The organism is Streptomyces sp. NPDC054956, from assembly GCF_053609185.1.
In genome coordinates, this window is sequence record NZ_JBSGXB010000019.1 from 1 (window position 1) to 13,373 (window position 13,373).

The following is a 13,373-nucleotide window of genomic DNA, read 5'->3' on the forward strand; positions in this document are numbered from 1 at the left end:
ACGACCTGTTCTCGGTGCTGATGGGTGAGGACGTCGAAGCCCGGCGCTCCTTCATCCAGCGCAACGCCAAGGACGTTCGCTTCCTCGACATCTGAGTCGGCTCAGCTGACCGCCTGAAAGGACTTCTGACCAGCAATGGCCGACGAAACCACCCCCACTGCCGAGAACACCGAGGAAGAGCAGCCCACCATGCGGATCGAGCCCGTCGGGCTCGAGACGGAGATGCAGCGCTCCTACCTCGACTACGCGATGTCCGTCATCGTCTCGCGCGCCCTGCCCGACGTACGGGACGGCCTCAAGCCGGTCCACCGTCGCGTGCTGTACGCGATGTACGACGGCGGCTACCGGCCCGAGAAGGGCTTCTACAAATGTGCTCGTGTTGTCGGCGACGTCATGGGTACGTACCACCCGCACGGTGACTCCTCGATCTACGACGCCCTGGTCCGCCTGGCCCAGCCGTGGTCGCTGCGCATGCCGCTCGTGGACTCCAACGGCAACTTCGGCTCCCCGGGCAACGACCCGGCGGCCGCGATGCGCTACACCGAGTGCAAGCTGATGCCGCTGGCCATGGAGATGCTCCGGGACATCGACGAGGAGACCGTCGACTTCACGGACAACTACGACGGCCGCAACCAGGAGCCGACGGTCCTGCCGGCGCGCTTCCCGAACCTGCTCGTCAACGGCTCCGCCGGCATCGCGGTCGGCATGGCCACCAACATCCCGCCGCACAACCTGCGCGAGGTCGCGGCCGGCGCCCAGTGGGCGCTGGAGCACCCGGAGGCCTCGCACGAGGAGCTCCAGGACGCGCTCATCGAGCGGATCAAGGGCCCGGACTTCCCGTCGGGCGCCCTGGTCGTGGGCCGCAAGGGCATCGAGGAGGCGTACCGGACCGGTCGCGGCTCCATCACGATGCGCGCGGTGGTCGAGGTCGAGGAGATCCAGAACCGCCAGTGCCTGGTGGTCACCGAACTCCCGTACCAGACCAACCCCGACAACCTGGCCCAGAAGATCGCCGACCTGGTGAAGGACGGCAAGGTCGGCGGCATCGCCGACGTCCGCGACGAGACCTCGTCCCGGACCGGCCAGCGCCTGGTGATCGTCCTCAAGCGCGACGCCGTCGCCAAGGTCGTGCTGAACAACCTGTACAAGCACACCGACCTGCAGACGAACTTCGGCGCGAACATGCTGGCGCTGGTGGACGGCGTGCCGCGCACGCTGTCGATCGACGCGTTCATCCGCCACTGGGTGCAGCACCAGATCGAGGTCATCGTCCGGCGCACGCGCTTCCGTCTGCGCAAGGCGGAGGAGCGCGCCCACATCCTGCGCGGTCTGCTCAAGGCGCTGGACGCGATCGACGAGGTCATCGCGCTGATCCGGCGCAGCAACACGGTCGAGATCGCCCGCGAGGGCCTGATGGGCCTGCTGTCGATCGACGAGATCCAGGCGAACGCGATCCTGGAGATGCAGCTGCGCCGCCTGGCGGCCCTGGAGCGGCAGAAGATCGTCGCCGAGCACGACGAACTCCAGGCGAAGATCAACGAGTACAACGCGATCCTGGCCTCGGAGGAGCGTCAGCGCTCCATCGTCAGCGAGGAACTGGCGGCCATCGTCGAGAAGTTCGGCGACGACCGGCGCTCCAAGCTGGTGCCCTTCGACGGCGACATGTCCATGGAGGACCTGATCGCCGAAGAGGACATCGTCGTCACGATCACCCACGGCGGGTACGTCAAGCGCACCAAGACCGAGGACTACCGCTCGCAGAAGCGCGGCGGCAAGGGCGTGCGCGGCACGAAGCTGAAGCAGGACGACCTGGTCGACCACTTCTTCGTGTCCACCACGCACCACTGGCTGCTGTTCTTCACCAACAAGGGCCGCGTCTACCGGTCCAAGGCGTACGAGCTGCCGGACGCCGGCCGCGACGCGCGCGGGCAGCACGTGGCGAACCTGCTGGCCTTCCAGCCGGACGAGAAGATCGCCCAGATCCTCGCGATCCGCGACTACGAGGCCGCCCCGTACCTGATCCTGGCCACCAAGGGCGGCCTGGTGAAGAAGACGGCGCTCAAGGACTACGACTCGCCCCGTTCGGGTGGCGTCATCGCGATCAACCTCCGGGAGACCGAGGACGGCAGCGACGACGAGCTGATCGGCGCCGAGCTGGTGTCCGCCGAGGACGACCTGCTGCTCATCAGCAAGAAGGCGCAGTCGATCCGCTTCACGGCGACCGACGACGCGCTGCGCCCGATGGGCCGCGCCACTTCGGGCGTGAAGGGCATGAGTTTCCGCGAGGGGGACGAACTGCTCTCCATGAGCGTGGTCCGGCCCGGTACGTTCGTCTTCACCGCGACCGACGGCGGCTACGCCAAGCGGACGCCGGTGGACGAGTACCGCGTCCAGGGCCGCGGTGGCCTGGGCATCAAGGCGGCGAAGATCGTGGAGGACCGCGGTTCGCTCGTCGGGGCGCTCGTGGTCGACGAAACGGACGAGATTCTCGCCATCACGCTCGGCGGTGGTGTGATTCGTACGCGCGTCAACGAAGTACGGGAGACCGGCCGTGACACCATGGGCGTCCAGCTGATCAACCTGGGCAAGCGGGATGCCGTCGTCGGTATCGCCCGCAACGCGGAGGCCGGTCAGGATGCTGACGAGGTCGACGACAGCGAGAACGAGATCGGGACCGAAGCGGCTGTCGAAGGACAGGCCGCGGAGGCCGCCGAGGGCACGGAGCCCTCGGCTGGGGAGCACGAGGAGTAAGTCGTGAGTGGAGCCACGGGCGCCGGACCGGCCAAGACTGGAGCGAACGGTGCCCGTGGCGACGCCGCGGACTCCCAGGGGGGAACCGTGACGGACACCCGAGGACCGCAGCCGCCGCAGCCGCAGCAGCCGCCGCAGGCCGGTCCTCAGCAGCCCTACCACCCGCCGCAGGCGTACGCGGTGCCCTCGGGCCCCGGGGCGCCCCGCGGGGCCGGGGACCCGGGTGCGCAGCGCAAGCCGCGCACGGGGGCCCGTACGGCGCCCAGGACGCGCAAGGCGCGGCTCAGGGTGGCCAAGGCCGACCCGTGGTCGGTGATGAAGGTCAGCTTCCTGCTGTCGATCGCGCTGGGCGTGTGCACGATCGTCGCGTCGGTGGTGCTGTGGATGGTCATGGACGCCATGGGCATCTTCTCCAGCGTCGGCGGGACGATCAGCGAGGCGACGGGCTCGAACGAGAGCAACGGCTTCGACCTGCAGACCTTCCTGTCGCTGCCGCGCGTTCTGATCTTCACCTCGGTGATCTCGGTCATCGACGTGGTGCTCATGACGGCGCTGGCGACCCTGGGCGCGTTCATCTACAACCTGTCGGCGGGTTTCGTCGGCGGTGTGGAGCTGACGCTCGCCGAGGACGAGTAGATCTTCCGAAGACGGGGCTGGTGACCTGCGCAGACGGGTCACGGGAACCGATTTTGGAGTCACCGGGTCTGTGCGCTAACCTTCAGAAGTCAGCGCGCAGCGCGGATGGGGCTATAGCTCAGTTGGTTAGAGCGCATCCCTGATAAGGATGAGGCCACAGGTTCAAATCCTGTTAGCCCCACAGTGTCGAAGACCCCCAGGCCCATGGCCTGGGGGTCTTCTTCGTACGGCCAGTTGGGGTACGGGTAGGTCACCGATCGGTATCGGTCGGTGTGTATTGTTGGGCGCCAGAAGTCCCCTACGTCAACGAAAGACGAGGTCGCGCGGTGAAGAAGCTGCTCCTGGTCGCACTGGCCGCCATCGGCGGGCTCCTCGTGTACCGCCAGATCCAGGCGGACCGCGCCGAGCAGGACCTGTGGACGGAGGCAACCGACTCCGTGCCTTCTGGTTCCGGTGTGTGAGACCCAAGGTTGATCCCAAAGCCCCGACTGCCGCTGCGGTCGGGGCTTTGTGCTGCTCTGTGACGAAAAGTTGCGGTATGCAAAGTTTTGACTTGCGTTGGCAAACTCGGGGGTGGGTGTGATGGAGCGGGTACCGCGGAGGGCACGCAGAGCCGTGGGGGCGGGGGTAGCGGCCTTGTGCCTGCTGGCCGCACTGCCGGGGGCCGCGGTCGCCGCGGCCGCCGCGGGGACCTCGCAGCCGGTGCCCCCGTACCGGGGCGCGGAGGGGGCGAAGGCGGTCGAGGGGAAGCCCTCCACGGCCGGTGCCCCGCTGCTGGAGGCCGGCTCGGTCTACAAGGACGCGATCGCGCCGGGCGAGCGCTACTACCGGCTCTTCCTCGACGACCGCTCCACCGTGTACGTCTCCGGGGTGCTGCAGCCTCCCGCGGGCGCGAAGGTCGGCTACAGCGACGGCATCGAGGTGCAGGTCGTGAACACCGAGCTCCGCTACTGCCCGGGCAATCCCGGCAGGGCGGACTTCGGCTACGACCCCGTCCCCATCAGTGCCGTGGGGGTGCGGATGCTCCAGGAGGACTCCGCCTGCCAGCAGGCCGGCACCTACTACGTCAAGGTCACCCGTACGGCGTCCAAGGACGCGGACCCCGCCGCCTGGCCCCTGGAGCTGCGGGTCCAGCGCGAACCCGGCCTCGGCGGCGGCAGCGCGCCCACCACCGCGCCCAGCGTCTGGCCGTCGGCCGCGCCGACCCTGCCGGGCAGCGATCCCGCGCCGCGGGCCGGCGGGACCGGCTTCAACGACGCGCGGGCCCTGCGCAGCGGGGTGTGGAGCGACGACCTGCGGCCGGGCCAGACCCGCTTCTACCGGGTGCCGCTCGACTGGGGGCAGCAGCTGGGGCTCGGGGCCGAACTGTCCGCCGCCCAGCTGACGAAGTCGTCCGGCTCGGCCTCGTACGGGCTCACCGTCTCGCTGTACACCCCGTACCGGGGCCTGGTCGACTACAAGGACGCCTCGTACGACGGCAAGCAGGCGAGCGTGACCCTGCCGAGGACGGCGCCGGTGGCGTACGAGAACCGCTTCTCCGGCGACCGGAAGGTGGGGCCGGTCCGGGTGGCCGGCTGGTACTACGTCACCGTGACCATGGCCGGGAAGGTCGGGGAGTTCACCGAGGACGCGGTGCCCGTGCCGCTGACCCTGCGCCTGGAGGTCATCGGCGCCGCGGGCAAGGCCCCGGCCTACAAGGAGGGCCTCTCGCCCGCCGGGTTCGGGGTCGGTGCGGAGGACCGCGCCGCTGCCAAGGACGGGACCACGGCCGTGGAGGCCGCCGCGGCCGCCGCGAACCGCTCGGTGATGCGGGTGGTCGCGGGCTCCGGGTTCGCCGCCGGGACGGTGCTGCTGCTCGTGCTCGGCGGCTGGATCCTGCTGGCCCGCAGGCGGACGGCCTAAGCCCTGTGCCCGCCCGGCGGTCAGAGCTGGGTCAGGGCCCAGACGCCGACGGCGAAGCAGAGCAGCGCGGCGAGGACGAAGCCGGCGGTGACCTTGCGGGACGGCGGAGCGAAGGAGCCCGTACGGGGCTGCGCGGGCGGCTCACCGTACGGGGAGGCGTACGGGTGCGGGGCGGTCGGCGCGGCCTGTGCGCTCCGCGGGGCGGGCGCGGGCGGCGGGAGGTGGAAACTGCCCGTCTCCGAGGGCCCGAAGGCCCCCGCGGGGGCCGGGAGGGGAGCCGTGGCGGGGGAGTCCGCGGGCTGGGCGGGCACGGTGGGGCCGGTCGGCACGGCCGTGCGGGTCGGCTCGTACGCGGTGTCGCGCGGAGCCTCGTGCGCGGCCTCGCGCGCGGCCTCGTACGGTGCTTCGCGCACCGCGTCCTGCGGGGCGCGGGGGGCGAAACCGGCCGGGACCGGGCCCAGTTGGTCGAAGACCTCCACCGGGACCTCGTCGGGCGCGGGCGGGGGCAGCAGCTCCACGGCCTCGGCAAGGGCCTTGCGCGCCCCTGTGGCCGTCTTGAACCTGCTCTGGGGGTCCGGCTGGAGCAGCGCGGCCAGGACCTCCCACAGTGGCGCGGGAACGCCCTCGGGGGCGCTCGGGGTGCCGTGGGCGAGGAAGTGCTCCACGAGGGCCTGGGAGTCGGGCTTGGTGCCCTTGAGGAGGTAGAGGCCCACCAGTCCGACCGCGAACAGGTCGGCGGGGAAGTCGGGTTCGGCCCCGAGGAGTTGTTCGGGCGCGAGATAGCCCGGCGTGCCGACCACGAAGGCGGTCTCGGTCAGCCGGGGCTCGCCCTTGCGCATGGCGATGCCGAAGTCGGACAGCCGCAGGTGCGGCCGCCCGGTTCCAGTGGCCTCCATCAGGATGTTGGCCGGTTTGATGTCGCGGTGGACGACGCCCTCCGCGTGGACCGCCGCCAGCCCCGACAGGAGCTGGTCGAGCAGCGTGCACACGAACCGGGGCGGCAGGGCCCCGTAGTCCCCGATCACATGGGCGAGGGAGCCGCCGGCGACGAGGTCCATGGTGAACAGGACCTTGTCGTCGTCCGCCGCCCAGCTGGCCGGGGCCAGTACGTGCGGGTGATCGATCCGCAGCGCCTGTTCGCGGATGAACCGCAGCAGGGTGTGGGCATCGCTCTGCAGGAGGACCTTCGCCGCGACGTAACGGCGGCGCCGGTGGTCCCAGGCACGCCATACGGCTCCCGCGCCGCCACGTCCGACCGGGTCGATCAGTTCGTACCGGCCGGCGAAGATCTCACCCATTGCTGCGCCCGTCCCCCGTCGTCAGCCGCGTCAGCCGCGTGTCAGTTCTGGTGGGCCTCGTAGTGGGCGACCGCGTCCGAGGTGCGGCCCGCTCCGTACACCCGGAGGAACTCTGCCAGTTCCGGGTGGCTGGGGGCGAGGGTGTCCGCCGCTTCGATGATGTCGCCGGCCGCCGAGACCGAGCGCAGCAGCGACTGGATCTCGCGGACCACGCGCTTGACGGTGGGTGCGCCGGAGCCGGTGGCGGACTGGCCGGTGCTGTTGCTGAGGACGGAACCTCCCTGGGTCTTCTTGATCTCGTCCATCCGGTCGGTCGCCTCGGCGGCGCTGACGCTCCCGTCGGACACCTGGCCGGCCAGGTCCTGGAGAGCCTGCACCCGCTGGACCACGGCGGGGTTGCCGATCTTGGCACGCTGTCCGCTCATCAGCTGGGACAGCATCGGCGCCGACAGCCCGAGGACGGCAGCGAGGCGGGCCTGGTTCAAGCCGAGGTCATCTATGAGCCGGCGGAAGAGCGCGCCCAACGGCTCCCCGTACCAACTGCGCTGGAGTTCCCGGGCTCTGGCCGTAGCCTCTTGCTGTACTGCGTCCACTCTTACTACTCCCCTTCGCTGGTGCGAACCTCGCGAGCATCTTACGGAGAGTGGTCGCGGGGCGGGAGTCCCTATCATTTTGCGGGATGAGGGGGTACACCCGGTACTCTGTCTTGCGGAACGGTCACTCCCTCCCGGGGGACTGGCATGTCCACTTTCGGGGCCTTAGCTCAGTTGGTAGAGCGCTGCCTTTGCAAGGCAGATGTCAGGAGTTCGAATCTCCTAGGCTCCACTTTTCACACCCCCTTCGACCTGCGGAAACGCGGTCGGAGGGGGTGTTTTCGCGTTCCGCCGGGCCGAGGGGGCCCGCGGGCTCGCCCCGGGGTGGGGGTGCGGGCGGACCGGGGCGTTTGTATCGGGTGGGTATCGGGGGGCGCTTGATTCGGGCTCGGGTGGGGCGGAAGGGTTGCCATGTCCGGTTTCTGGCCTATCGTTCCTTTCGGGTCGCCGGGCTCTTCCGGACCTTCCGGCCCGCCCGAACAGGAGTCGTCCGCTCGTGTCTTCGCCCGACCAGGTCTCCGCGCCGCCCGTACGCGTGCTGCTGGTGGAGGACGACGAGCTCATGCGGCGGTCCTTCACCGTCGCCCTGGAGCGGTACGGCTATGACATGACGGCCGCCGCCGACGGGCTCACGGGGCTCGAGCTCTTCCGCGACGGGGAGTTCGATCTGCTCGTCCTGGACGTGATGCTGCCCGGGCTGGACGGGATCGGGCTGTGCCGCAGGGTGCGGGAGACCAGCCTGGTGCCCGTCCTGATGATGTCGGCCCGCGGTGACGGGCTCGACGTCGTCGCCGGGCTGGAGGCCGGGGCCGACGACTACGTGGTCAAGCCCGTGGACACCTTCGTGCTCGTCGCGCGCATCCGCTCGCTGCTGCGGCGGGCGACCTACGCGCCCGCCTCCCGGCCCGGTGCGGTCGCCGCGGGCGAGGAGCCCGCGGCGGAAGGGGAGCGGCTGGTCTTCGGGGACCTGGCCATCGACACCGGCGGGCTGGAGGTGTCCGTCGGCGGGAACCCGGTGGCGCTGACCCCGACCGAGCTGAAGCTGCTGCTGGAGTTCGCCGCCCACCCGGGCATCGTGCTGGAGCGGCACACCCTGCTGCGCAACGTCTGGGACTACGGCTGGGACGGCGACAGCCGGGTCGTGGACCTGTGCGTGCAGCGGCTGCGCGGCAAGCTGGGCCGGGAGCGGATCGAAACGGTCCGTGGGTTCGGCTACAAGCTCAGGCGTTGAGTCGAGGTGACCGTGGGTTTCTTCGGGCGGTTGCGGTCGGGGCGGATGTCCCTGCGGTGGAAGATCGCCGCGCTGGCCGCGGCCACGGGCTGCCTGGTCGCGGTGGCGGTCGGCATGCTCGTGCACTTCTGGACCAAGGACGACATCGAGGGCCAGGCCGAGATGCAGGCCTTCAACAGCGTGTACTCGGCCATGGACGTCTACCGGCGCACCGGAGCCCTCACCGACGGCGCACAGCTCGATCCGCCCGATCTGCCCGCCAAGCTGGAGCGCCCGTCCGACGACGACCGGCACACGGCCTACGACAAGGGCGTGGACGGGGTCACGGCCCCGGGCGTCTGGGGCGCCCAGCGGGTCGGCGGGCCGGGCAGTCCGGTGCTCGCGGTCCGCGTGAGCATGAACTCGGGGCTGTACTCGCTGCGCCAGCTCGACGTGACCATGGTGGTGGCCTCGGCGGTCGCGCTCGCGGCGGCCATGCCGCTGGCGGCGTACGGGGCCGGGCTGCTCGCCCGGCGGCTGCGGCGGGTCTCCGAGACCGCGGTCCGGATCTCCGCCGGGGACCTGGACGCCCGGACCGGGCCCACCCGGCGGCGCGACGAGGTGGACGACATCGCCGCCACCGTCGACCGCATGGCCGACAGCCTGAGCCGGCAACTGCGCGACGAGCGGCGGTTCACCGCGGACGTGGCCCACGAACTGCGCACGCCGGTGGGTGGGCTGTTGGCCGCGGTGGACCTGCTGCCGGGGGGTGAGACGGAGGATCTGCTGCGGGGGCGCGTGCGGGATCTGCGGGGGCTGGTCGAGGACTTGCTGGAGATTTCCCGGCTGGACGCGGGGGCGGAGCGGGCCGAGCGGGTGCGGGTGCCGCTCGGGGAGGTGGTTGCTGAGGCGGTGGCGCGGACCGGGCTGGAGACCGGGGTCAGTGTCGTCGAGGAGGGGGCGGGGGCTGCCGCGGAGACCGTGGAGACCGTGGAGACCGATCCGCGGCGGCTCGAGCGGATCGTCGGGAATCTCGTCGTCAATGCGCATCGGCACGGGGGTGGGCCGGTGGAGGTCACCGTCGAGGGGCGGACCGTCGTCGTGCGGGACCATGGGCCCGGCTTCCCGGAGGAGCTGTTGCGGGATGGGCCGCGGCGGTTCCAGACGGGTGCGGCCGAGCGGGGGGCGGGGCACGGGCTGGGGCTGACCATCGCCCTGGGGCAGGCTCGGGTGCTCTCGGCGGAGCTCCGCTTCGAGAACGCTCCTGGCGGCGGGGCCGTGGCCACCCTGCGGTTGCCCGGCTGATCGCAGCGAAAGATCTGGGGCTCCGCCCCGGACCCCGCGCCTCAAACGCCGGCCGGGCCGGGTTTGCGACTGGTCGCTACGCAACCGATACGAAGCGGAGCGGGGGTCGATGCACGGTGGGGCGGGGGGCGATACGTTCGGGCGGGAGTCTTCGGGTGGCACTTTCCGCGCCCTAAGAGGAGTAACTGCCCGTGATCGTCAACTCCCTTGTCCCGCAGGCTCCGTACTCGTCGGCCGGGGTCGCGGCTTGCGTCACCGATCTGTCGAAGGTCTACGGGAGCGGGGACACCCGGGTCGTCGCGTTGGACCGGGTGAGCGTTTCGTTCAAGGAGGGCGAGTTCACGGCGATCATGGGGCCCTCCGGCTGCGGGAAGTCCACCCTGATGCACTGTGCCGCCGGGCTGGACTCGGTCAGTTCCGGTTCCGTGCGCATCGGGACCACCGAGCTGAGCGCGCTCGACGACGAGCGGCTGACCCGGTTGCGCCGTGACCGGGTCGGGTTCGTGTTCCAGGCGTTCAACCTGCTGCCGACGCTGACCGCGCTGGAGAACATCACGCTGCCGCTGACCGTCGCCGGACGCCGGCCCGACCGGCAGTGGCTGGACCGGGTGGTTTCCATGGTGGGGCTCCGCGACCGTCTCGGGCACCGGCCCGGGCAGCTGTCCGGGGGTCAGCAGCAACGCGTGGCGGTGGCCCGGGCGTTGGTCTCGCGGCCCGCGATCATCTTCGGTGACGAGCCCACCGGCAACCTCGACTCCCGGGCCGGCGGCGAGGTCCTGGGCTTCCTGCGCGATTCGGTGCGCGAACTGGGCCAGACCGTGGTCATGGTGACCCACGACCCCGTGGCCGCCGCCCATGCCGACCGGGTGGTCTTCCTCTCCGACGGGCGGCTGGTCGACGAGATGGTGCGGCCCACCGCGGAGCGGGTCCTGGACCGGATGAAGGCCTTCGACCCCGGCTCGGGGACGAGCTGATCCGCCTGCGCCGCCGGACCGTTCCCGTACCGAACCCCGCTCGTCCGTTGTGTCGAGCCCGCCTCCTCTGGATTCGCACCCCCATGCTCCGTACCGCACTGCGCAACGTGTTCGCGTACAAGGCCCGCCTGTTGATGACCGCGTTCGCGGTCATGCTGGGCGTCACCTTCATCACCGGCAGCCTCGTCTACGGCGACAGCCTGAAGCAGACCGCCGTCGACCGGGTGACGGCGGGCTACGACCGCATCTCCCTCGACGTCGCCCCCGACACCGTTCCCGGCTCCCCGCCGGCCACCCTCGACGCCCGCACCGTGAGCCGCCTGGCCGAGGTGCCCGGTGTCGCCGCCGTCGCGGGCCGGGTGAGCGGATTCGCCGCCGTCCCCGACCGTGAGGGGCGGCTGCTCGGCGACGGCATGCACCGGCAGGGCGGCAACTTCGCCCCGGGCCGGGACGGTGTCGACCCCGCGTACCGGTTCATCGAGGGGACCGGTCCGGCCGGGGAGCAGGAGATCGCGCTCGACCAGGCCAGTGCCGCCGAAGGTGGTTACCGGGTCGGGGACACCGTGCGGGTGGGGAGCAACTCGGGCGCGGCCTCGTACCGGCTCAGCGGCGTTTTCCGTACCGACGCCTCCAAGCTTCCCGTCGGGGGCAGTCTGATCCTGTTCTCCGACGCCGTCGCCCAGCGGCTGTTCCTGGAGCCGGGCCGGTACACGCACATCGAGATCACGGCCGCTTCCGGCACCGATGCCGTCCAGCTCCGCAGCCGTGTCGAAGCGGTGCTGCCCAAGGACACCGGCGTGGCCACCGGTGCGCAGCTCGCCCGGATCCAGGCCAACCTCGCCTCCAGCGACAGCGACACCATGAGCCAGATCATGGTGGGCTTCGCGGCGGTCGCCCTCTTCGTGGCCGCTTTCCTCATTTCCAACACCTTCACGATGCTGGTCTCCCGGCGCACCAGGGAGCTGGCGCTGATGCGGGCCGTCGGCGCCTCGCGCAAGCAGGTGCGGCGCGTTCTCCTGGTGGAGTCCGTTCTCGTCGGCGCGATCGCCTCCGTGGCCGGCATCGTCGCGGGTACCGGGGTCGCCGCTCTGCTCCAGAGCGTGTTCGCTCCCGCCGAGGCTCCGGCCGCGCCGCTGGTGCTGCTGCCGAGCACCGTGATCATCGCGCTGGTGGCCGGCACCGCCCTGCCCGTGATCGCGGCTTGGGTCCCGATCCGCCGGGCCATGGCCATCCCGCCCGTCGCCGCGCTCGGCGCGGCCGAGCCCGCGGAGCCCGCGCGGACCGGCTCGCTGCGCACCGGCATCGGCGGCGCACTGGTGCTCACCGGCACGGCCTCCGTGCTGTACGGGGCCCTGGCGGCGGGCAAGGACGCCCGGACCGTGATCGGGCTCGGCGCGGGCCTCACCCTGGCCGGCACGATCCTGCTGATCCCGCTGCTGTCCAGGCCGTTCGTGGCCCTGCTGCGGCCGCTGCTGCTGCGCGTGAGCCCGGTGCACGGGGACCTCGCCGCCCGCAACACCGTGCGCGATCCCCGCCGTACGGGCGCCACCGCCGCCGCGCTCGCCATCGCGCTCGCGCTCGCCTCGGGCCTGTCCGTGCTCGGGGCCTCCGCCACCCGGTACCTCGACGGTGCGACCACCCGGGACTTCAGCGCCGACTATCTGGTGAAGGGGGCCTCGGGCGGGCAGCGGATGACCCCGGCCACCGCCGCGCTGCTCAAGGGCCTGCCCGGGGCCTCGTACAGCCCGCTCAACCAGTCCACCGAGTACCGGATCGGTGGGGTCTCCTCGGTCCTGACCGGCGTCGACCCCGCCACCATCGGTCACCTGCTGCACTACGACGTGGTCGAGGGCTCCCTGGACGGCCTGGCGAAGGGCCAGGTCGCCGTGGCCGACTTCAAGGCCCGGGCGCACGGCTGGAAGGTGGGCCAGACCCTGCCCCTGGAGCGGCGGGGAGAGCGGGGCGAGATCACCATCGGCGCGGTCTACCACGCGCAGGAGCAGAGCAATCTGCTGCCCAGCATCACCGCCCCCGATTCCCTGGTCGCCCGCTACGACTCCACGCCGAACACCGACTCGATCGTCGTCGACGTGTCGGGCGGACCCGGCCGGGCCGCGTTCGCGAGCGTCACCAAGGCGCTGGGCGACAACCCCGCCCTGTCCGTCCTCGACGCGGACGGCATCCGCGCCGAGGACACCAGCGGCATCGGCGACCAGCTGAACGTCTTCTACGCCCTGCTCAGCATGGCCCTGGTGATCGCCGCGCTGGGCATCGCCAACACCCTCGCGATGTCCGTGCTCGAACGCGGCAAGGAGATCGGCACGCTCCGCGCCATCGGACTGGACCGCACCGGAGTGACCCGGATGATCCGTACGGAGGCGCTGCTCGTGGGCGCCCTCGGTGCGGTCGCCGGCACGGTCATGGGCGTGTTCACGGGCTGGGCCATGAGCCGCACCCTCGCGGAGACCGTCGCGGGCTACGCCCTGGTGATCCCCTGGGGACGGCTCGCCCTCGGGGTGCTGCTCGCCCTGGCGGGGGCGCTGCTCGCCTCGCTCTGGCCGGCCCGCAGGGCCGCCCGCGTCGACATCCCCGCCGCGACCGCCGCGCAGTAGCCGCTGCCCGGCCACGACGGGCCCGGACCGGCGGGGCATTTCCTGCCGGGCAGGTTGTGGCCAGCGGCTTCCCCTGACGCCGTGCCGCCGCG

10 protein-coding genes and 2 tRNA genes are annotated in these 13,373 nt (G+C 71.4%); 10 read left to right on the plus strand and 2 right to left on the minus strand.

The genetic code is table 11. From position 1 onward, the window contains the following. Positions 1-135 precede the first annotated feature (135 nt). From gyrA to ACWGDE_RS06035, 5 genes are all read left to right on the plus strand, one after another. Complete coding sequence (gene gyrA / locus ACWGDE_RS06015; RefSeq protein ID WP_453387759.1) at positions 136-2,751, plus strand: DNA gyrase subunit A; 2,616 nt, start codon at positions 136-138, stop codon at positions 2,749-2,751. An 87-nt stretch (positions 2,752-2,838) separates the two neighbouring features. Continuing rightward, positions 2,839-3,387 carry a DUF3566 domain-containing protein gene (locus ACWGDE_RS06020; RefSeq protein WP_453387760.1) on the plus strand — a complete coding sequence of 183 codons (549 nt, stop codon included), beginning with the start codon at positions 2,839-2,841 and terminating at the stop codon, positions 3,385-3,387. A 107-nt stretch (positions 3,388-3,494) separates the two neighbouring features. Further along, positions 3,495-3,568, plus strand: a tRNA-Ile gene (locus ACWGDE_RS06025). A gap of 145 nt (positions 3,569-3,713) precedes the next feature. Next, positions 3,714-3,848 (plus strand): DLW-39 family protein, encoded by a 135-nt coding sequence (locus tag ACWGDE_RS06030; protein ID WP_208809277.1) that lies wholly within the window; start codon positions 3,714-3,716, stop codon positions 3,846-3,848. A 154-nt stretch (positions 3,849-4,002) separates the two neighbouring features. Continuing rightward, a complete protein-coding gene (locus ACWGDE_RS06035; protein ID WP_453387761.1) occupies positions 4,003-5,289 on the plus strand; it encodes a hypothetical protein in 1,287 nt (428 codons plus the stop codon). 20 nt (positions 5,290-5,309) lie between these two features. Here the strand turns inward: ACWGDE_RS06035 and ACWGDE_RS06040 are convergent, their stop codons facing one another. Next, positions 5,310-6,587 (minus strand): serine/threonine-protein kinase, encoded by a 1,278-nt coding sequence (locus ACWGDE_RS06040; protein WP_453387762.1) that lies wholly within the window; start codon positions 6,585-6,587, stop codon positions 5,310-5,312. A 41-nt stretch (positions 6,588-6,628) separates the two neighbouring features. After that, the gene (locus tag ACWGDE_RS06045) at positions 6,629-7,180 is read right to left on the minus strand and encodes a helix-turn-helix domain-containing protein (RefSeq protein WP_453387763.1); all 552 of its coding nucleotides are present in this window, start codon (positions 7,178-7,180) and stop codon (positions 6,629-6,631) included. A gap of 159 nt (positions 7,181-7,339) precedes the next feature. Between ACWGDE_RS06045 and ACWGDE_RS06050 the strand changes: the two genes are divergently transcribed. The 5 genes from ACWGDE_RS06050 (at position 7,340) to ACWGDE_RS06070 (ending at position 13,281) form a co-directional block, all read left to right on the plus strand. Next, positions 7,340-7,412, plus strand: a tRNA-Ala gene (locus tag ACWGDE_RS06050). A gap of 264 nt (positions 7,413-7,676) precedes the next feature. After that, positions 7,677-8,411 carry a two-component system response regulator CseB gene (cseB, locus tag ACWGDE_RS06055; protein ID WP_453387764.1) on the plus strand — a complete coding sequence of 245 codons (735 nt, stop codon included), beginning with the start codon at positions 7,677-7,679 and terminating at the stop codon, positions 8,409-8,411. A 45-nt stretch (positions 8,412-8,456) separates the two neighbouring features. Beyond that, positions 8,457-9,695 carry a sensor histidine kinase gene (locus tag ACWGDE_RS06060; protein ID WP_453387765.1) on the plus strand — a complete coding sequence of 413 codons (1,239 nt, stop codon included), beginning with the start codon at positions 8,457-8,459 and terminating at the stop codon, positions 9,693-9,695. 194 nt (positions 9,696-9,889) lie between these two features. Beyond that, positions 9,890-10,669, plus strand: coding sequence for an ABC transporter ATP-binding protein (locus ACWGDE_RS06065; protein ID WP_453387791.1), 780 nt, complete (start codon positions 9,890-9,892; stop codon positions 10,667-10,669). Positions 10,670-10,752: 83 nt separating this feature from the next. Beyond that, entirely contained in the window at positions 10,753-13,281 is a 2,529-nt protein-coding gene (locus ACWGDE_RS06070) for an ABC transporter permease (RefSeq protein ID WP_453387766.1), read from the plus strand. Positions 13,282-13,373: the final 92 nt, after the last annotated feature.

Coding starts and splice junctions, on each gene's coding strand:
- gyrA (WP_453387759.1), top strand. CDS start 136: ATGGCCGACGAAACCACCCCCACTGCCGAGAACACCGAGGAAGAGCAG.
- ACWGDE_RS06040 (WP_453387762.1), bottom strand. CDS start 6,587: ATGGGTGAGATCTTCGCCGGCCGGTACGAACTGATCGACCCGGTCGGA.
- ACWGDE_RS06060 (WP_453387765.1), top strand. CDS start 8,457: ATGTCCCTGCGGTGGAAGATCGCCGCGCTGGCCGCGGCCACGGGCTGC.
- ACWGDE_RS06070 (WP_453387766.1), top strand. CDS start 10,753: ATGCTCCGTACCGCACTGCGCAACGTGTTCGCGTACAAGGCCCGCCTG.